General features: G+C 68.0%; 13 protein-coding genes. 7 read left to right on the forward strand and 6 right to left on the reverse strand.

What is annotated here, in order from left to right:
• Positions 1-176: 176 nt before the first annotated feature.
• Positions 177-1,211 carry a zinc-dependent alcohol dehydrogenase family protein gene (locus QHF84_RS05190; protein ID WP_281312047.1) on the reverse strand — a complete coding sequence of 345 codons (1,035 nt, stop codon included), beginning with the start codon at positions 1,209-1,211 and terminating at the stop codon, positions 177-179.
• A 356-nt stretch (positions 1,212-1,567) separates the two neighbouring features.
• Between QHF84_RS05190 and QHF84_RS05195 the strand changes: the two genes are divergently transcribed.
• Positions 1,568-2,074, forward strand: coding sequence for a hypothetical protein (locus tag QHF84_RS05195; RefSeq protein WP_281312048.1), 507 nt, complete (start codon positions 1,568-1,570; stop codon positions 2,072-2,074).
• Between the two features lie 79 nt (positions 2,075-2,153).
• On the opposite strand, the gene QHF84_RS05200 is transcribed toward QHF84_RS05195, so the two are convergent.
• Positions 2,154-7,241 (reverse strand): AAA family ATPase, encoded by a 5,088-nt coding sequence (locus tag QHF84_RS05200; protein ID WP_281312049.1) that lies wholly within the window; start codon positions 7,239-7,241, stop codon positions 2,154-2,156.
• A gap of 281 nt (positions 7,242-7,522) precedes the next feature.
• Positions 7,523-7,924: a hypothetical protein gene (locus QHF84_RS05205; RefSeq protein ID WP_281312050.1), complete on the reverse strand. Its 402-nt coding sequence runs from the start codon at positions 7,922-7,924 to the stop codon at positions 7,523-7,525.
• Between the two features lie 90 nt (positions 7,925-8,014).
• Here QHF84_RS05205 and QHF84_RS05210 point away from each other — a divergent pair, with 90 nt between their 5' ends.
• From QHF84_RS05210 to QHF84_RS05225, 4 genes are read left to right on the forward strand one after another with little or no spacing between them, the layout of a single operon-like run.
• On the forward strand, positions 8,015-9,685 hold the full coding sequence (locus tag QHF84_RS05210) for an OmpA family protein (RefSeq protein ID WP_281312051.1): 1,671 nt from the start codon (positions 8,015-8,017) through the stop codon (positions 9,683-9,685).
• Positions 9,682-10,941 (forward strand): hypothetical protein, encoded by a 1,260-nt coding sequence (locus QHF84_RS05215; protein WP_281312052.1) that lies wholly within the window; start codon positions 9,682-9,684, stop codon positions 10,939-10,941. Before QHF84_RS05210 ends, QHF84_RS05215 begins: the two co-directional genes overlap by 4 nt.
• A 13-nt stretch (positions 10,942-10,954) precedes the next feature.
• The gene (locus tag QHF84_RS05220) at positions 10,955-11,344 is read left to right on the forward strand and encodes a hypothetical protein (RefSeq protein WP_281312053.1); all 390 of its coding nucleotides are present in this window, start codon (positions 10,955-10,957) and stop codon (positions 11,342-11,344) included.
• Entirely contained in the window at positions 11,341-11,835 is a 495-nt protein-coding gene (locus tag QHF84_RS05225; protein WP_281312054.1) for a hypothetical protein, read from the forward strand. Before QHF84_RS05220 ends, QHF84_RS05225 begins: the two co-directional genes overlap by 4 nt.
• A gap of 9 nt (positions 11,836-11,844) precedes the next feature.
• Here the strand turns inward: QHF84_RS05225 and QHF84_RS05230 are convergent, their stop codons facing one another.
• The 3 genes from QHF84_RS05230 to QHF84_RS05240 form a co-directional block, all read right to left on the reverse strand.
• Complete coding sequence (locus tag QHF84_RS05230) at positions 11,845-13,395, reverse strand: hypothetical protein (RefSeq protein WP_281312055.1); 1,551 nt, start codon at positions 13,393-13,395, stop codon at positions 11,845-11,847.
• A 79-nt stretch (positions 13,396-13,474) separates the two neighbouring features.
• Complete coding sequence (locus QHF84_RS05235; protein WP_281312056.1) at positions 13,475-14,281, reverse strand: lysophospholipid acyltransferase family protein; 807 nt, start codon at positions 14,279-14,281, stop codon at positions 13,475-13,477.
• Positions 14,282-14,434: 153 nt separating this feature from the next.
• Positions 14,435-14,995 carry a Mov34/MPN/PAD-1 family protein gene (locus tag QHF84_RS05240; RefSeq protein WP_281312057.1) on the reverse strand — a complete coding sequence of 187 codons (561 nt, stop codon included), beginning with the start codon at positions 14,993-14,995 and terminating at the stop codon, positions 14,435-14,437.
• A gap of 74 nt (positions 14,996-15,069) precedes the next feature.
• Here QHF84_RS05240 and QHF84_RS05245 point away from each other — a divergent pair, with 74 nt between their 5' ends.
• Positions 15,070-15,756 (forward strand): hypothetical protein, encoded by a 687-nt coding sequence (locus QHF84_RS05245; RefSeq protein WP_281312058.1) that lies wholly within the window; start codon positions 15,070-15,072, stop codon positions 15,754-15,756.
• A gap of 13 nt (positions 15,757-15,769) precedes the next feature.
• Positions 15,770-18,136 carry a type VI secretion system tip protein TssI/VgrG gene (gene tssI / locus QHF84_RS05250; RefSeq protein WP_281312059.1) on the forward strand — a complete coding sequence of 789 codons (2,367 nt, stop codon included), beginning with the start codon at positions 15,770-15,772 and terminating at the stop codon, positions 18,134-18,136.
• Positions 18,137-18,399 lie beyond the last annotated feature (263 nt).

Consider the following 18,399-nt stretch of genomic DNA (forward strand, 5'->3'; position numbering starts at 1 on the left):
ATCAGCGGGGCGTGGTCAGCTGCGCTTTCGGAGCGACTGGATTGACTGAAGGATACGGTCAGGACAGCGAGGTGGTCCAGCTCTGCATGGCCGAAGAGCCGCGCCGCGCCGGGTCGCTCCAAGCTCGGCACCGCCTGGTTCTTGCCGCTCGTCTTTGAGCATCGATTTTTCCTCGCTCAGGGAGTGACGAGCACCTTGATCGACTTGCGCTCGTCCATCGCGCGGTAACCGTCCGGCACCCCGTCGAGGTTGACGGTGCGATCGAAGACGCGCCCCGGCTCGATCTTTCCCTCGAGAACCTCGGGCAGGAGCTCGCGGATGTACGCGCGCACGGGCGCCGGACCGCCGCCGACGGTCACGTTCTTGAAAAACGTCGCCCCCGCGCCCGGGATCGCAGGGTAATGCGGGACGCCCACGCGCCCGATTGCGCCGCCAGGACGCGCGACCTCGACGCAAGTATTCGTCGCCTCGCCGGTGCCGACGCATTCGAGGACGGAGTGGGCGCCGTGACCGCCGGTCAGCTCGCGCACGCGCGCGATACCCTCCTCGCCCCGCTCGGGGACGATGTCCGTCGCGCCGAACATTCGGGCGAGCTCGATTCGATCCGGATGCCGGCCCATGAGAATGATCTGCTCGGCGCCGAGTCGCTTGGCGGCGATGACGCCGCAGAGGCCCACGGCGCCGTCACCGACGACGACGACCTTGTGCCCCGGCGCGACGCGCGCGACGACCGCCGCATGATGGCCCGTGCCCATGACATCGGAGAGCGTGAGGAGTCCTGGCATTCGCGCATCATTCTCGGTGACGTCGATGGCGTAGAGCGTCCCGTCCGCGTACGGAATCCGGAGCGCCTCGGCCTGCGCTCCGTTCATCCCGCCGTTGCCGACGAAGCCGACGTGCACGCATGCGGTCGGGAGCCCTTCCTGGCAAAACGCGCACGTCCCATCCGAGATCGCGAACGGCATGATGACGACCTGGCCGGGCTTCAGCGTACGGACGTCCTTGCCGACGGCGTCGACGACGCCAATGGCTTCGTGGCCCATGCTCTGTCCCGTCTCGCTTTTCTGCATGTCGTTGTATGGCCACAGGTCGCTGCCACAAATGCAGGCGCGGACAACGCGGAGGATCGCGTCGGTCGGCTCGAGGATCGACGGGTCGGGTACGTTCTCGACGCGGACATCGCCGGCGCCGTACATGATGGTTGCGCGCATCAGTTCTTCCTCTCGTTGTCGAAACGGCGCGTCGCCGCTGGAATGCTCATGCAGGAACGTACGCGTGCCGCGGAGCACGAACCAGATGGCGTACCCTTGACGGCCTGTTGAGCGCACCTTGACAATTCGCGCGCTGTCGTCCGTCCGTCGGTGAGCCCGCTCGAAGAGCAACCACCCGGGCGCAGCCCTTTCACTCCCAGGCGCATGCTCGAGGCTCGTGCACTGTCTCCGACGTGCGGGCCGACACTCTCGGCCCATACGACCATGCGCTCGGGAGGCCACCTGCCGTAGGGTGCGCGTTCGGCCGGTGCTCGTCGGCGACACCGGGAACCGGGGTTCTGCTAGACCTCCCCGCAATGTCCACCCTCAAGTTGCCGAAAGACGTCGTCGCCGATCCTCGTCACGACGCGGTCGTGCGCCTCCTCGAGGCGCACGCGCGTCCGTTATGGGAGCGTGGTCGTCACCAGGTCGCGACGCTCCCGATGACCGACACGCTGGCCGCGGAGCTCCGCGGCGCGCTCGCCGCTGGGCACGCCTACCAGGGCCTCGAGCTCATCGGCGAGAAGCTGGCCAGCGAGCAGAAGGGCCTCGACGCGCTGAACGAGAAGACCCCCGAAAGCCCGCAGAACGCCCGCGTGTCGCGGATCCTCTTCCTGGCGAACGACGGCAGCGAGCGATTCTATCGAGATTGCGACGCGCTCCTCTCCCGTTACCCGCAGCGCCTCCTCGCGTGCCGCCTCGACATTCCGGGTGAAGCGCTGGGCAAAGCGCTCCTCGGCAGCACGAAGATGGTCCGGAGCGTGCTCGTCGTCGACAAGAAGGTCGGCGCGAAAGCCTTGCTCGCTTTGCTTCCGCCCGGCTGATCGCGCTCACGCCCGGAGCCGTGGCACGAGCCGCCGAGTGATTCGAGGCAACCGGAGCCCGTAGCAAAAGCGGTCGTCGTCATCCCCGGGTGAGCGCCGCTGACCCGCTTCGCTTGAGCGCGCGCGCGATACCGCTGCGGAGCGTGCCCATCGTGACGATGCCCCCGAGGTCGAGGCCCAGGCAGATGAGCGTCTGCGCCACTTCGCGGCTGAGCCCCGTCAGCATTGCCTCGGCGCCCAGCAATTTGAGCGCCGCGGCCGTGCGGAGCAGCGTGCTGGCGACGGCCGTGTCCATCACCTTCACGCCCGTGATGTCGATGATCACGACCTCGGCCCGATGCGTCTGCGCGCCTTCGAGCGCCGTCGTCAGCACCTGCTCGGCCCGCTGCTCGTCGATCGCTCCAATCAGCGGCATGACCATGATCCGGTCCGTGATCGGGATCATGGGCGTGGACAGCTCCACGAGGCGGGCGCTCTGCGCGCGGATGACCTCCTCCTGCAATCGGGCGCGCTCCTCTTCGCCCCGCGCACGCTCGGAGAGCTCACGCGAGAGGCGCTCGTTCGCGTCGTAGAGCTCCGCGGTGCGCCGCGCGACCTCGCTCTCCAGCGCCTCGTTCGAGCGCTTGAGCTCGCCGGTCATCACCTGGAGTTGCTGATAGAGGAGCGCGTTCGCCACGGCGATCGCCGCCTGCGACGCGAGGAGCGTGCAATGCTCGATCTGGCGCGGCGTGAATGCGTCCTTCACGGCGTTGTTTTCCATGTAAAGGATCCCCGCGAGCTCGCCCTTTTGCACCATCGAAAGGCAAAGGACCGATTTCGGGGGGGTCTTCGCGATGTAGGGATCCGCCGAGAACCGGCTCTCCGTGCCCGCATCGCCGAGGACGAGGGGCTCTCTCGTCCGGGCGACGTATTGCACGATGGTCCGGGGCAGGCCGGCGCTCTCCTCGAGCGGCGTCGAAAGGCCGAGCTCCACCCGGTCCGGCTCGACCGTGATCGAGGCCGCGATCCGGAGGTTCGTGTCGCGCCCGAGGAGCAGGACGGCCCTCTGCGCGCCGCCAATCTCGATGACGAGCTTCAAGACCTGCTCGACGACCTTGTCGAGCACGAGCTCCGCCGCGATGGCCTGGGCAGACCGGACGACGGCGGCGGCCTCGAAAAGCTCGGCGGCGAGGGCCCTCGTCGTCGTCGTCGTCGTCGTGAGCGAACGAAGGTCCGCGGCGACTCGGGTCGCGACGTTCGTCGGGGGCAGGGCCGCGGCCGGGGGCAGCAGGTGCGAATATCGATCGGCGAGATCGTCCGCCTTCGCCGTGGCCCCCCAGCGCAGATAGGCGTAATGCGCGTCGGACATGTAGATGTGCGCGACCCGGGTCTTGCCCTTCGAAAGGTAGAGCCGCGCGCAAAGCTCGTTCGCGAGGGCCTCCAGGGAGGTAAAACCATTCTCGCGGGCGGCGACGATCGCCGCGTCGTAGAGATCGATCGCCTCGGCTTCCCTCCCCGCGGCGCGGGCTTCTTCGGCCTGCACGAGCAGGAGCTTTTGCCGGAAGTTCTCGGGACAGCTCTCCGCGAGCCGCGCGAGCTTCTCCCGATGGGGCTCGGCCGCCGCCGCGTACCGCGCCCGCTCCTCGGGCGAGGCGCCCGCGGAGAGCGCATGGCTCGCCATGCAGAGGTAGAACGAGAGCTCGGTCGCGAAATACTGGCCCGCGCTGCTGCCGAGCCTCTCCTCCGCGCGTTTGGCCATTTCGAGCGCGGACCGGGGATCGCCGTGGAGATAAAAGAGCTGGGCCTTCACCGTGTAATACCAGCACGTGATGAAGTGCGCCCCGGCCGCCTCCTGCGAGGCGACGAAAGCAGCCTCGTCGAACGACTCGCCGGCGAGGGAGGTGCGGCTCGCCGTGCGCCCCGTGAGGGCCGCGAGCGTGTGCTTCGCGATCGTCAGGAAGCCGATGGCCATCGCTTCCTTGGTCCGCTGCGTGAGCGCGAGGAACCGGTCGAGCTCCTCGCGCACCGCGGAGAGCTCCTCGCCGAGGCTCAATCGGACGATCATCGTGTAGAAGCAGGCGTGCGACGTGTACACGAAATCGCCCGACACGAGGTCGGACTCGTAGGCGCGCCTGTAATACGCGAGGGCCTCCCGGACGGGCCGGCAGAAATGCAGGAACACGCCGAACACCATGTTCACCTTGGCCGTGAGCTCGGCGCTTCCGAACCTCTCCTGCAAGGCGAGCGCGAGCCGGCCGTAACGATATCCCTCCTCGTATCGATCCATCCCCCCGGAGAGGATGAAGCCAAAAAGGACGTAGCCGTACGCCGAGCCGTCCGAATGACCGTATCGCAGCGAGATGTCGACCTGCTTCAGCGCGACGAGCGCGATGAACGTCGGCCCCTCGTAGTAGGCCGGTGAGGTGAGGAAGATCAAAAGCTTCTGGACCGCCCTGCGCTCCGGATCGGTCATCTCCGGGGCGTTCACGAGATCCTCGATGCGGCGCTCGCCCAGATTCGCGGCCACCGCCTCCATCTCTCGGGCGAGCAGCGCCTTTCGCGCCTCCTCGCTCTCGGGGATCTCGACCCCGAAGAGCGCGAGGCCGCGAAGCCCGGCCTGGATGGCCTCGGGCAGCCGGCCGGCCGTGGTGCAGAGGTTCATGCGCAGGCAATGGACGTGCGCGAGCTCGAGCTTCGTGAGGGAGCGGGCGAGGAGCGCTTCGAAGAGCGCGTCGGAGGCGCCCATGCGACCATTGATGGCCTCGCATTCGGCTTGCTCCACGTGGAGCCAGAATGCGAGATCGCGGTCCTCGTCCCAGCTCGACACGGAAAGGAGCGCGAGACCTGCCCCGAGGTAACCGGCGGCGGCCTGGTGGGCGGCCGCCGCCTTGGCCCTCCTCCCGGCCGCGAGGTTCAATCGGGCGAGCATGGCTCGTTCGGCGGGATCGGTGATCAGCGCGGCGCCGATGTCGAGGTGATTCGTGATATCGAACAGCTCCTCGCCGAGCGCGCTCGGGGCGCGGCCCGCGAGCATGAGCCGGCCGATGCGGAGATGTGTCTCCCGCTCGCGGCCGTCTTCGAGGAGCCCGTAAGCGGCGTGCTGCACGCGATCGTGGAGGAATTTGTAGGAGACGTCGAAGGACTCGGTCGCCGGCAGCTCGGCGGAACCGCTCGGGGCGACGTCGAGAAACCGATAATCAGAGTCGAGCGGCAGGACGAGGCCCTCCTGCAGCGCCTCCCAGAGGGTCGCGGCCGTCTCGGCCATCGATTGCTCGCTCAACGTCGCGAGCGTACGCAGGGCGAACTGGTGCCCGATGCACGCGGCGAGCTTCAAGGCGCGCTGCGTGGAGGGCGCGAGCCCGCGCAGCTTGTGCATCATGAAATCGACGACGTTGTCCGTGATGTTCGCCTGCTGGATACGCTCGAGATCCCATACCCAGGAGCGCGCGCGCGCGTCGAACGCGATGAGCTCTTGCTTGTGGAGGTCGCGCAGGAGCTGATTGATGAAAAACGGGTTTCCGTGGGTCTTCGCGAAGACGACCTCCGCGAGGGGCGCGCAGGCCTCGGCGCCGCACCCGAGCGTATCGCCGATCATGTCCCCCACGGCCCGAGGCGAGAGCGGCGCGAGCGTGATCGACCGGATGGGAGCGCCCTCCTTGCGAAGCTCGTCCAGGGCCGAAAGCAGCGGGTGCCCGGGCTCGACCTCGTTGTCGCGATAGGCGCCGATCACGAGCAGGTAGCGGCTCTGCGGACCTGCGAGGAGAATGTGGAGCAGCCGCAGCGACGCGGAATCGGCCCATTGCAGATCGTCGAGGAAGATGGCGAGCGGGTGCTCTTCGGAGGTGAACACGCGCACGAAGCTCTCGAAAACGAGGGCGAACCGGTTCTGCGCCTCGGCGGGCGCGAGCTCCGAGAGGCTCGGCTGCGGCCCGAGCAGGAGCGAGAGCTCGGGGATGAGGTCGGCAATGAGCTGGCCGCTCTGCCCGAGGGCCCTTCGAAGCTTGCCCTGCCAGCGCGCGAGCGCCTCCGCGGGCTCGGTCAAGATGCGCCGGATGAGCTCCCGGAAGGCGTGGACGAAGGGGGCGTAAGGCACGCTCCGGTTCAGCTTGTCGAACTTGCCCGCGACGAAATACCCTCCGGAGCGGCGCGCGATGGCCTTGTGCATCTCATTGACGAGGACCGATTTGCCCACGCCCGCATAACCCGCGACGAGCAGACACTCGGCCCTGCCCTCGCTCGCGCGGCCCCAGGCGGCGAGGAGGGCCCGCTCGTCGTCTTCCCTGCCGTAGAGCTTCTGGGGCACGCGGAGCTCGCCGCCGAGGTCGAGCCGACCGAGCGCCATGGGCCCGATCCACCCGTTCGCCTCCCATTGCCGCAGGCACTCGTCGAGATCCGCCCGCAGCCCGTAGGCCTGCTGGTAGCGGTCCTCGGCGGCTTTGGCCAGGAGCTTCATGGTGATGTCGGAGACGGCCCTCGGGATCTCCGGCGCGAGCTCGTGCGGGGGCACGGGCATCCGCGCGATGTGGCTGTGCAGGAGCTCCATTGCGTCGGTCGAGCGGAAGGGCCGGACGCCGGTGAGCATCTCGTAGAGGGTCACGCCGAGCGAATAGAAGTCCGTGCGGTGGTCGATGTGCCGGTTCATGCGCCCGGTCTGCTCGGGCGACATGTACGCGTGCGTCCCCTCGATGAGCTCCGGGGCCGTGGGGAGCTGGACCTCCTGCGAGATACGCGTCGCGATGCCGAAATCGATCAGCGTGACCTCGTGCGTTCGGGGATCGTAGAGGATGTTGGAGGGTTTGACATCCTTGTGGATCACGCGGGCGCGGTGCAGCGAATCCAGGATCTTCGCGAGCGCGGAGGCGATGTGGAGCACGGTGCCGACGTCGAGCCGCTGCTCCCCGAGGATTTTATCGAGCGGCTGGCCGCCGCGATCTTCCATGACGAGCGCGAGGCCGTTGCTGAGCCGCTCCAGGGCGTAGGCCGTGAGGATGCCCGGGATACGCAGGCTCTTCATGACGGCGTACTCGTGCCTGAGCTTGGCGATGTCCCGCGGTGTCGGGTGCTCGTGCTTGAGGAGCTTCACCGTGACCGGGGCGTGATCCGCAATTCGGTGCCCTCGATGGATGATGGTGGTGTCGGTCTCGTGAAGGGTATCCGACAGGACGTAGTTGGGAAGACTCGAACGCATGGTATCCTTGACCGAACCCCTGCGATCGTGGCCGTGGTTGCTCGTGCCCACCCGGTCCGCCCCCAAAGTCGACGAACGGGCACCGACGGTAAAGGGATCCTGTCCTCGGATAGACCAACCAATCGAAGTCTGCCTGTCAAGAAGGAAGCGCTCTCGCGATTCTCTTCGGTCGCGGCGGACATCACGGGGAAAGCGCGTTGGCCTGGTTTGCCCGATCGGGCGAAAACGAGGCCCGAATGTGGGGCGGATTCCCCGCGGCGGGAGGAGCGTCAAAACTTCGGCTACTGGCACTTCCCCGCGTGGCATACAGGAGGCGACGGCGGGACACAGGGGGGCACGATATGTTTGCACTCTGCCGCCGCAAAGGCTGGACACTCGCGGCTTTCGGCCTCCGCGATGGCCGCCTTGACGGCATCGACCCCGGTGACGCTCACCGCCGCCGAGCACGCGTCGAAGCAGGCGCCGGCGACGCCCACGAGCGTACAGTCCGTGTCGGTCGTGCAGGCGCGGTTGGCTTCGACGACGGCCTGAACCGATTGAATGGCTCGATTCGAGCGCTCCGCGCAGGTATTCGTGCTCTCGGCGCCGGTCGCGGGGGGGCTGCCGGTCCCGGAGGAACTGCAGGCGCCGAGGAGCGCGGATGTGATGAGGAGGGATCCTGCCAGGAGGGTGGTGACTCGCATGCACGCGAGAACGCAAGCAGGGGCTCCGACCCTACACGTCACAAAGCTGCCCCTTGACCACCTCCCAGCCGCCCGCCTACCGTCCGCCCCGTGACGCCAGGCCCGCGCTTCCTGCTGTTCCTCTTTCCGGCCCTCGCGTTCGTCACCTCTCCGCGCCTCGCCGCCGCCGACGAGACCCCTTCCCTCTCCCTCGAACCCGCGCCCGCCGGCGATCGCGCCTTCCTCACCGAACACGCCGACGTCCGCGGCCACCTTCTCCCCTCGGCTCGCCTCGTCCTCGATTACGCGCGCCGCCCACTCGTCCTCCGCAACGACCACGACGCGCTCGACCCCGTCATCTCCGATCAGACCTACTTCCACGCCCTCGCGTCCCTCTCGCTCTTCTATCGGGCCACCATCTCCCTCGACGTCCCCTTCTCCATCACCCAGGCGGGAAGCCCCCCGCCCTCGGGCGACGCCTTCCCTCGCGCCGGCGTCGGCGCATCATTTGGGGACATACGAATCGGCGCGCGCGTCCGCCTCGCGGGGGGCCTCGACGAAGCCGGACAGGGCGCTGCCCTCGGCCTCTCCGCGTCCCTTTGGCTCCCCACGGCCAGCGATGGATACGCCGGCGACGGCGCCGTCCGCGGGCGCCTCGCCCTCGTCGCGGAGGCCACGGGCAAACGCCTCCACGGCGCATTCTCCGGCGGCCTGCGCACCCGTCCGGCCGTCGCGCTCCCGGGGGTCTTGCCGACGCGTGTCGCCACCTCCCTCACCTTTGGCCTCGCGGGCGGCTTTTTCGTCGACGGCGCCCGCACCCTCACCCTCGGCGGCGAGCTCTCGGCCGATCTGCCTTTCCTCGGCGGCGCGCGCCTCTTCGATCCCCGCGCCACGGTCGCGCATGCGCTCGTCACGGGGCAGTACCGCATCACCGGCGGACCCCTCGAAATCGGCCTCGCCATGGGCCCGGGCCTCGGACGTGGCGCGGGAAGCGCGGACGTCCGGGTGCTCGCGCTCCTCGGCTACGCGCCGGAGAAAGCCAAACCCCCGCCGGATCGTGATAACGACGGCATTCCGGACAAGATCGACGCTTGTATCGATCTCGTCGGCGTGGAATCGGGCGACCCGCTGCTCCACGGCTGCCCCGAGCCTCCGCCCGATTACGACGGCGACGCCATTCCCGATGAGAACGACGCTTGCCCGCGTGCCGCGGGCGAGGCCACCTTCGTGCGCAAGACGCACGGCTGCCCCAAGGACACCGACGAGGACGGCGTGCCCGACAAGAAAGACGCCTGCCCCACGGAGCCGGGCCCGAAGCCACCCGAGGGCAATGGTTGTCCCAAGCCGAAGGAGCCCGAGCCTCCGCCGGTCGCGTCCCTCGCCGAGCAGGAGATCGTGATCTCGCAGCAGGTGCAATTCGAGACGGGCACGGCCGTCCTGCGCCCCGAGAGCGACCGCGTGCTCGGCGAGGTCGCGCGGGTGCTCACGGATCACCCGGAGGTCACGCGGATCGAGGTGCAAGGCCACACCGACGACACGGGCCCGCCCGACGTGAACCGCAAGCTCGGCCAAGACCGCGCCGAGAGCGTGGTGGAATGGCTCGTCCGGCGCGGGGTGAGCCGCGCGCGGCTCGCGCCGAAGGGGTACGGTTCGGACAAGCCGATCGCGGACAACGCCACGGAAGAGGGCCGCAGCAAGAACCGGCGCGTCGAGTTCCGGATCCTCGAAAAGAAGTCGGCCGCGAAGGACGAGGCCAAGCCCGCGTCGGGAGGCGCGAAATGAGCCGCGCGAACTGGCTTTTCGCGATGGGCGCGCTCGCGCTCGCCTCGGTCTCGCATTCGGGCTCGGGCCGGGCCGAGGAGCCGGCCGAGGATCGGGCCTCGATGGGCCCCGAGGTGCTGCACAACCCGACGCTGGAGCGAACGGCCGAACAAGGCATCCTGCGCGCCGTTCCCATTTCGATCGAGCTCCCCATCGACATCGCGCTTCGCGCCCGCCGCGTGCTCGTGCATTATCGGCTCTGGGGGGATCCGGATTGGACCGCGCTCGAAATGCGTCGAACCGGCGCGAAATACGAGGGCGCGATCCCGTGCCTGGAGATCAGCACCGTCACCGGGGATCTCCGCTACTACATCCGCGTCCACGACGCCGAGGGCCGCGTGATCGCGACGGGCGCGTCCCGCGCGCGGCCGTACCTCGTGACCATCAAGCACGACACCATGCTCGAGCCCGGCCAGGGCAGCGGCGCGAAATGCCCCGATCCGGCCGATTGTCCCGCCGGCCTGCTCGGCTGCCCGAGCGAACGCGTCGTGGAGATCGCCTGCCAGTCGGACGCCGATTGCGAGGGCGGCGCGACGTGTGGCTGGCGTGGGTTCTGCGAGCGGATCGACCGGCGCAAGAACTGGTTCTCCGTCGGCGTGCAGCAAGACGTGGGCGCCTTCGCCACCGCGGGCGTGTGCAGCCTCCATTCACAGGAAAACGAGGGGTACGCCTGTTTCCGCGCGGACGACGCGCAATACACGGGCACGCCGGTGCAGACGAACACGCCGCTCACCGGGGGCCTCGGGCCGACGCGGATCGTCCTCGGATACGAGCGGTTGATCCATTACGATACGACGCTCGGCATCCGGCTCGGCTGGGCCTTCCTCGGCGAGGGACCGACGCCGCGCGAGGGCACGGCGTTCGTGCCGTTCTCCCTCGCCGTCCGCGCGACGCATTGGTTCGGCGACGACCTCTTCGCCCGCTCCGGGCTCCGGCCGTATACGTTCCTCACCGGCGGGTATGCGATGGTCGACGTGAAGGGACGCACGGTCGTCCGGGAAAACCCGCTCGCCCCGCCGTACCAGGGCGGCAACGACCTGGAGCAGGAGGTCACGGTCTGGAAACGCGCGGGCGACGGCTTCGTCGGCGCCGGGACCGGCCTCGCATTCGCGTGGGAGAGCCGCCGCGCGGCCTTCGTGGAGATCGCGGCCCATTCCGTGTTCCCGTTCGGCGCGTTCGTGTTCGCGCCGAGCGCGGGGGTGACCCTCGGCTTCTGAAGGGAGGCGCAGATTGTTGCAAGCGTTGCTCCGGAACCTCTGTCTCGCGTGGGCGAGCGCCGCCCTCGTGGCCGGCTGCGCGTCGGACGCATTGACCCCGCCCGAGGCCCGCATCGATACCCCCGGCGCCTTCGTGGCCGTGGAGGGGTATTACGAGCCGGGCGAGCTCACGCTCGTCCGCATCCTCGATCGCCTGCAATTCGAGGAGGGGCGGCTCCTGTTCATGACGATCCACGACGCCCGCCCCGAGACGTACGAGGAGGCGCGCGAGCTCGCCAAGGACCCCGAGCTCCCGATCCGCGATCTCATCCGCATCGAACCGGACACCGTGGTCACGCAATCGCCGCACCAGGTCGTCTGGTTCCGCACGCTCACGAAAAAAGAGCAGGAGCGCGTGCCGTGAAACCGAAAAAGCTCGTCCCCCTCGTGCTCGTCGCCGCTGCCCTCGGCGCCCTCGCCGCGCCGCTCGCCTGCACCCGGCACGCCGACATCCGCGACGAACCCGACGGCTCGATCCTCGACCGTCCCCCCGAGTTCGACGCCGGCGGCATCCCCGAGCTCGACAGCGGCCTCGGCACGGACGCCCATCCGGCCTGCGCCGACCGGCCCACGGGCGAATGCGTCGGCTCGAACGATTTTTTGTGCGGGCTCGAGGACTGGGTCCTCGCGACGGCGAAGGCATGCCAGGAGGCCTCGGGCTGCAAGACGAACGGCTGGCTGGAGGTGAAGATGGGCCACGGCGGGTGCGTCGAGGCCATCGGGATGGAGGAGCCGAACGACGAGGTGGTCGCTTGCCTCGTCGCGGAGATGGGCGCCGTGAAGTGCCCGTGCGGCGAGGGGATCACGACGTATTATTTCGGGGCGGGGAACGTCGGGCCGTGCGGCTCGATGTGAAGCAGAGCGTCACTTCGGAATGGCGCCGTCGCTGGGTTCGAGGCTGTTCATGATGGCCCCGACGTCGCACGCTTGAAGGTACGTCGAGAGGACCTCCGCGCGACGCGGCAAAAACACGTCCGTGAGCGCCTCCGAGAGCGTGCCGTTCTCGTCGATGTGCACCTCGCCGAGCGTGGACGGGAACGTGAGCCCGCAGCCGAGCGACCGGTCCGGACCGAGGAAACGCTGCGGCGCGTGGCAACCGGCGCAGGTGAGCGACGTCGCGCGGTGCAGGACGGCCTCGGGCGTGAGCGGATCGGTCGGGGGGCAATCAAGGCCCACCCCGTAGAGGTCGAGCCCCATCTGGATCTCGGACGCGAAATCGGAGCCCGCGACGCCGATCGCGCGCGACGCATAATCGACGGACGCGTCCCCGGAGACGACGCTCTCGCCCATGTTGAATTGCTTGCCGGTCCGCATGCGGACCTTGGGGAGCTCCTTCTGCCCGAGATCCCAGAGGCTGATATTGACGAACTCGCTCCGGAAGCTCACCGCGGTCTCCGAGTCGTTCGTGCTGTCAAACAGCTCCGGCAGCGGGTTGTTCTTGACCGTGACCGGCTGGAACGTGAGCTTGAACTCCATCGACCCCGGCGGCGTGCGCTTCAGGTGATACTCGCGCATCTCCCAGGGCACCTGCATCTGCTGGCTCACGCGCACCTGGCCGTGCGAGGCGCTGTAAGGGTCCTCCTCGGAGGAGACGGCGCCGTAATTGTCAGGGTGGACGACGGGCAAGAAGCCCTGCAGACCCGTGAAGAAGAGCTCTTCGAGTTTGTCCGCCACGACCTCGACGTCCGTCTCGTTCGCGAGGCTCCCCCAGGCCTCGGCCACGGGGCGGCAGCCCGAGATGACGTCGAAGTTCAACGAATTCGGCAGCGCCGCCTCGAAGATCAAGAAAACGCGATTCGACGGATCCGTGCGGCCCGAGGTCTTCGCATACACGATGCGGTGCTCGCCGCAGGTCGATCCGCTCGTGGGCGTGAGGTCGAAGCGGTTGACGATCGCCACGGGCACGAAGGAGTCGGGGTGGCCCGCCTCGAAGAGGCCCGTGCTCGACGCGAGCGCGCCCTCGGCCCGCGGACAGAAGAGGGCCGCGCCGTTCTTGAACGCGGCGTTGTCCGGATCGTCGCAATGCGGGTTGTCCGCAAAAACCCCCTCGGCCGCGGGGTTCTGCGCGTCGAAGAGGCGCCTCACGAGCTCGTCGGGCGTGGTGTCTTCCCCCGCGAGCGTGATGATCTGCTGGAGGACGCGGTCGAGGCTGAAGCGCGCGAGCACGGCCGGATCCCGCACCATGAGCGCGCGGCTGTCCGCGGCGACGGTGATGTCCGGGTCGCAGGTGGGGACGTCCGGATAATCGACCGGCGGCACGTCCGGAGGATCCGGGATGGGGAAATCAGGTTGCTCGCCCGAGCTGCTCGGTACGATGCCCCCGCCCTCGCTCTGCCCCCCGCAGCCTACGAGGAGCCCGAGGACCGCTGCCACCACCAATGGCCGAACACTGAAGCGAGAAAGCTCGAAAGCCATGAGTCCCTCCACCCTGGAAAGTAACGAGGAATCCTCAGAGGGTATCGGGCCCCACGTCGGGGTCAAGAGGGAGCGAACGTCAGGATTCGGCCGACGAGGCTGCGGTCGAGCTCCCATCCTGCTTGGACGGAGCCTCGGCGACGCGGCCGCCGAGGGAGATGAGCATCTCGGCGACGGCCGCATGCGTGCGGTCGCGCAGGTCGACGACGCGCGCCGCCTCCTTGCCCGTGTCGAGGGGATGGATGGGCTTGCCCACGCGCACGCGCACGAGGCGCATGGAGCCGTCGCCCGTGTCGATGGCGCCCTTCTGCATGAGGTTGCCCGCGCCCTCCAGCGCGACGGGGACGACGGGGACGCCGGCGCGCACGGCGGCGTAGAAGCCGCCCATTTTGAACTCCTTGAGAACGCCGTCCTCGCTGCGCGTGCCCTCGGGGAAGACGAGCAGGGGTTTTCCGTGCCCGAGGACCTCCGTGAACCGCTTGATGACCTCGGCCGCGACCCGCGGCCCGCCCCCACGCTCGACCGGGACGTGCCCCGCGAGCTTGAGGTGCCAGCCGAGGAAAGGAATGTTCATGAGCTCGCGCTTGGCAGCCCACTTGTAATCCCCCGGGAGGACCGCGCCGAGGACGAGGATGTCGAGCAGGCTCTGGTGATTCGAGCAATAGACGTATGCGCCCTCGGTGGGCACGTTCTCGAGCCCCGTGGCCTCGACGTCGATGTGCAGCCCCCGCGCGCTCGACTTGCACCAGCGCTTCATTGCCCAGGTGCTCGCGCTGTGATCCTTCGTGAGCGGGCCGAGCGTGAGCGAGATCGTCCCATACCCTACGGTGCGAGCCGTGAAAGGCCCCCACTGACGCGCGGCGCGAATGGCTTCTCGGAGCTGCATGGATTTGCCTTCCTAACACCACGCGGGAAGCAATTCCAGAGCTGCAACGTGCGCAAAATGCTTCGCAGAGGTGCGAAGGAGGCCGCGTGAGCCGCGCTCGGAAGCGCTCGAACGAGCGGAGCGCCAAGAAACCAGGGCGCGCGCGTGGGGACCTCAGCCCAAGATCACGAACGGCGCTTCCACGAACGATCGGTCTTTCCAGACGAATAACTTGTGCTCGTCGACCACGGGCCCGCTCACGCCCGCGCGCACGCTCGTCACGAGGAACGAGACCGGCCACGGCGGCCCCGCGCCGAGCCGCCCCGATCCCCCTTCCTCTGCCGGCGGATCGCCGCCCGACATGACCGCGGCGTCGGTCGCGCTGAAGTACGCACCCACGTCGAGGTGCGAGTGGTAAATCACCTTCACGGGGCGCCCGGACGCGCGCCCGCGATGCACGGCGTCATTGAACTTCTTCTCGTCGAATGCAAAAAAGGTGCGCGCCGTCCGGAAGAACGTGGCCGGGTCGAGCTGGTGCAGCCGCGCCGCCAGGTTCGGGAGCGGCACGAGCTCGTCGCAGAGCAGCGCGTCATTCGCCGGTCCGACGAGGTATCCACAAGCCTCCTCGTCCTTCAGGTACCGCGCGCACGCGTCGTCCTCGAGGGCCCGCACGACCGCGCGCGTGAAGCGCAGGTCGCCCCACATCCACGGCGCGTCGAAGCTCGTCCCGCTCAACGCCCCCTCCCCGCCTCGACCATTCTCTCGCGTCGTCGCTTTTGCATTCGTGGCTACTCGTGTAGGCTGCGCCCATGGAGATCAGCCAGGAGGCGATCGACCTGATCATCGCCTGGGAAGTGGGCGGGGGCGATCGCGACGCCGCGAGGCCCCAGTACGACGCCATCTATACGCGCCCGCACTGGCCCGGCAACGAGGATTCCGGGCTCACGATCGGAATCGGCTACGATCTTCGCTTCGCGAAGAGCTGGTTCGAAGGCGACTGGAAGATGCGCCTCGCCGCGCTCCCCGTGCGCGACGCGTATGAACGCCTCCTCGCCTACGTCGGCAAGGGCGGCTCGCGCGACGCGGTGAGGGCCACGCGGGATATCTCGATTCCCTGGGACGACGCCATTGCCGTCTTCCGCCTCCGCCGCCTGCCGTCGTTCATCGAGGACGCGCGGCGCGCCTTCCCCGGCGTCGACGCGCTCGGCCCGCACGTCTGGGGCGCGCTCACCTCGCTCGTCTACAACTGCGGCACGGGGACGAGGAACAAGCCGCTCAAGGAGAAGGCGTATAGCGCCATCCGCGCGGCCGTCACAGCCAAGAACATCCAGGGCATCGCCGACAGCCTTCGCATGATGAAGGCGTTCCACACCGCGGCGACGCCGAAGGTCGCCCGCGGCCTGCACAGACGCCGCGACGCCGAGGCCGAGCTCGTGCTGAAGAGCCGGATCCTCGAGGCAGGCGCGATCCCACAACCCAACGTGTCCGTAGCTTGAGCCGGAGGAGCCGATGAGCATGCAGAACCACGTCACCCTCGAGATCGCGAGCGGCGATCCGCTCGACGTCCGCACCTTCGCCGTCAAGCAAGGGATCAATCAGCTCTTCCACGTCGAGGCCCGCGTGGTCTCGCGCTCGCTCGACATCGATTTCGACGAGGTCATCGGCAAACCCGCGACCTTCACGATGCGCACGCTCCTCGCGCAGCCCTCCTGGCAGGGCATCTGCTCGCAGATCGAGCAAGTGCGCGTGGACGCGCAGGGCCTCGCGACCTACACGGTCACGCTGCAGCCGCGCGCGTGGCTCATGACCCAACGCAAGAATTACCGCGTCTTCCAGTTCGACACCGAGATCGACATCGCGAAGAAGCTGCTCGGCGAGTGGGGTGTTCCGTTCGAGGAGCGCGTCGATCCAGGCAACTACAAGCCCCGGAAATACCGCTGCCAGTACGGCGAGACGGACTTCGCCTACTTCAGCCGCGTCCTCGAGGACGCCGGCGTCTCCTACTACTTCGAGCAGCAAGAAGGGAACACCGTCCTCGTCCTCGACGACGCCCCACACTCGCGCGATCTCACGAAGCCCAAGGTCCGCTTCCACGACGCCCCGACGAACACGGACGGGGAGTTCGTCACGCGTGTGGCCGTCCAGCAGCGCGTGCGGCCCGGCAAGGTGACGATCGCGGATCTCGACTACCGCAGGCCGAGCACGAACCAGCCCCGCCTCGCCGCCACGGGCGGCCTGCCGCAAGAGCAAGAGCTCGAGCAGTTCCACTACGAGCCCGGCGCCTTCCTCTACACGCAGGAGGGCGGCGGAGGCTCGACCCCGACCGCAGACGATCGCGGCAGCTCCCGCACCGACGAGCAGCTCGGGAGCGTGAAGACGCAGAACCGCCTGCACGGCAAGCGCGGCTCGGCCAAACGCATCACGTTCGAATCGAACGCCATCGACCTCGTCCCCGGCGTGATCATGAGCGTCTCGGGCCACCCACACCGCGCCCTCGCCGCAGCAAGCTCGCTGCTCGTGAGCGAGGCCCTCATCGAAGGCGACCACGACGACGAGTGGCGTGTCCACGCCGAGGTCGTCCCGACAGACTCGCCGTACAAACCCGACACGAAGACGACGCGGCCCAAGGTGACCGGCCTCGAGAGCGCGACCGTCGTGGGCCCCGAGGGCGAGGAGATCCACACCGACGAATACGGCCGCGTCCGCGTGCAATTCCACTGGGATCGCGAGGGCGCACGCAACGAGACGAGCTCATGCTGGATCCCATGCAGCCAGCCGTGGGCCGGCGCCGGCTTCGGCGGCGTGAACCTGCCACGCATCGGGCAAGAGGTGCTCGTCGAGTTCCTGGGCGGCGATCCAGATCGGCCCGTCGTCGTCGGCCGCGTCTTCACAGAGACGCAGCCGCCGCCCTACAAGCTGCCCGAGTTCAAGAAGGTGAGCGGCCTGCGCTCGGAGTCGAGCCCACGCGTGATCGCCGGCGGCGCCGACGGAGCAAGCAGCGGGATGTCCTCCGCCGGAGGCCTGCTCGGCGGAAACCCGTCGCCACTCGGCAACTCAGGGCTCGTCGACACGCTGAACCACCAGTTCTTCGGGGCCAAATCACCCGACCAGCAGACGCACTCCTGGAAGGGCAACGAGATCAGCTTCTTCGACCAGCCAAGCAAGCAGCAGCTCTACCTGCAGGCCGAGCGCGACATGAACGTCGTCGTGAAGAACACGCAGACGACAGTGATCGGCAACGTACGGAGCACGAAGGTAGGGACCGACGACGTGCTCGGCGTGAACCACAAGCAACTCGTGGTAGTCGGGAACAACCAGACGACGAGCGTAGGCGGCGACCGATACGTCGGCGTGACGAAAACCCAAACGCACGAGATCATCGGCGACATCTCCGTCACGGGACAGGCCAACCAAACCTACGAGATCGCCGAGACATTCAAGTCGACGTCGAAGGTCCACCACTTCGTCAGCCACGAAAAGATCATCCTGCAAGTCGGCAGCTCGACGATCGTGATGCAGCCCAACTTCATCGTGATCCAAGCAGACGACGTATTCATCAACCCCGGCGCCGAAGAGACACAGAAGGCAGTCAACGGCGAGCGCCCAGAAAAACCCGAGGAGAAGGCCGCGCGCGAGCAGAAAGAGAAGGACGCCGCGCTCGAGAAAGAGAGGGCGCGCAAGGCCTGGGAGAGGGCAAACGACGACTACAAGAAGATGGGCGAGACCCAGCGATCCCGCATGAGCGAGGAGCGAACAGCCGAGTACATGAAGCGGCGTTGGCAAACCCACTACCAGTCGCAAGGCGGCGACCTCTCCTACGGCCGCGGCGACCGAATCTACAACGGCATCCAGTCCGGCGATTACAAGCTCGACTGAGAGGAGCGTTGCGCCCGTCGGCACCGGGGTTTCACCCCGGACCCCAGCAGGGGGCTGTCCGCCCCCTGCACCCCGGACCAGCGCAAGCGCTGGACTCGGGGTCGATGAACTGCGCGATGCGCAGTTCATCGAACAGGCCGATTCAAGACCGGCGACGACCCTGCCCATCAAGACGGCTTCCACGGGCAACCCCGTCCGCGGTCTTGCCACCGGCCTGTGGGAAGAACTGCGCATCGCGCAGTTCTTCCCAAAAAGGTCCAGCG

The sequence above is a fragment of the Polyangium sp. y55x31 genome (assembly GCF_029946505.1).
GTDB lineage: Bacteria > Myxococcota_A > Polyangia > Polyangiales > Polyangiaceae > Polyangium.

Excerpts from the sequence above, each read along its gene's own strand:
- QHF84_RS05190 (WP_281312047.1), bottom strand. The coding sequence starts at position 1,211 with ATGCGCGCAACCATCATGTACGGCGCCGGCGATGTCCGCGTCGAGAAC.
- QHF84_RS05195 (WP_281312048.1), top strand. The coding sequence starts at position 1,568 with ATGTCCACCCTCAAGTTGCCGAAAGACGTCGTCGCCGATCCTCGTCAC.
- QHF84_RS05200 (WP_281312049.1), bottom strand. The coding sequence starts at position 7,241 with ATGCGTTCGAGTCTTCCCAACTACGTCCTGTCGGATACCCTTCACGAG.
- QHF84_RS05205 (WP_281312050.1), bottom strand. The coding sequence starts at position 7,924 with ATGCGAGTCACCACCCTCCTGGCAGGATCCCTCCTCATCACATCCGCG.
- QHF84_RS05215 (WP_281312052.1), top strand. The coding sequence starts at position 9,682 with ATGAGCCGCGCGAACTGGCTTTTCGCGATGGGCGCGCTCGCGCTCGCC.
- QHF84_RS05230 (WP_281312055.1), bottom strand. The coding sequence starts at position 13,395 with ATGGCTTTCGAGCTTTCTCGCTTCAGTGTTCGGCCATTGGTGGTGGCA.
- QHF84_RS05235 (WP_281312056.1), bottom strand. The coding sequence starts at position 14,281 with ATGCAGCTCCGAGAAGCCATTCGCGCCGCGCGTCAGTGGGGGCCTTTC.
- QHF84_RS05245 (WP_281312058.1), top strand. The coding sequence starts at position 15,070 with ATGGAGATCAGCCAGGAGGCGATCGACCTGATCATCGCCTGGGAAGTG.
- tssI (WP_281312059.1), top strand. The coding sequence starts at position 15,770 with ATGAGCATGCAGAACCACGTCACCCTCGAGATCGCGAGCGGCGATCCG.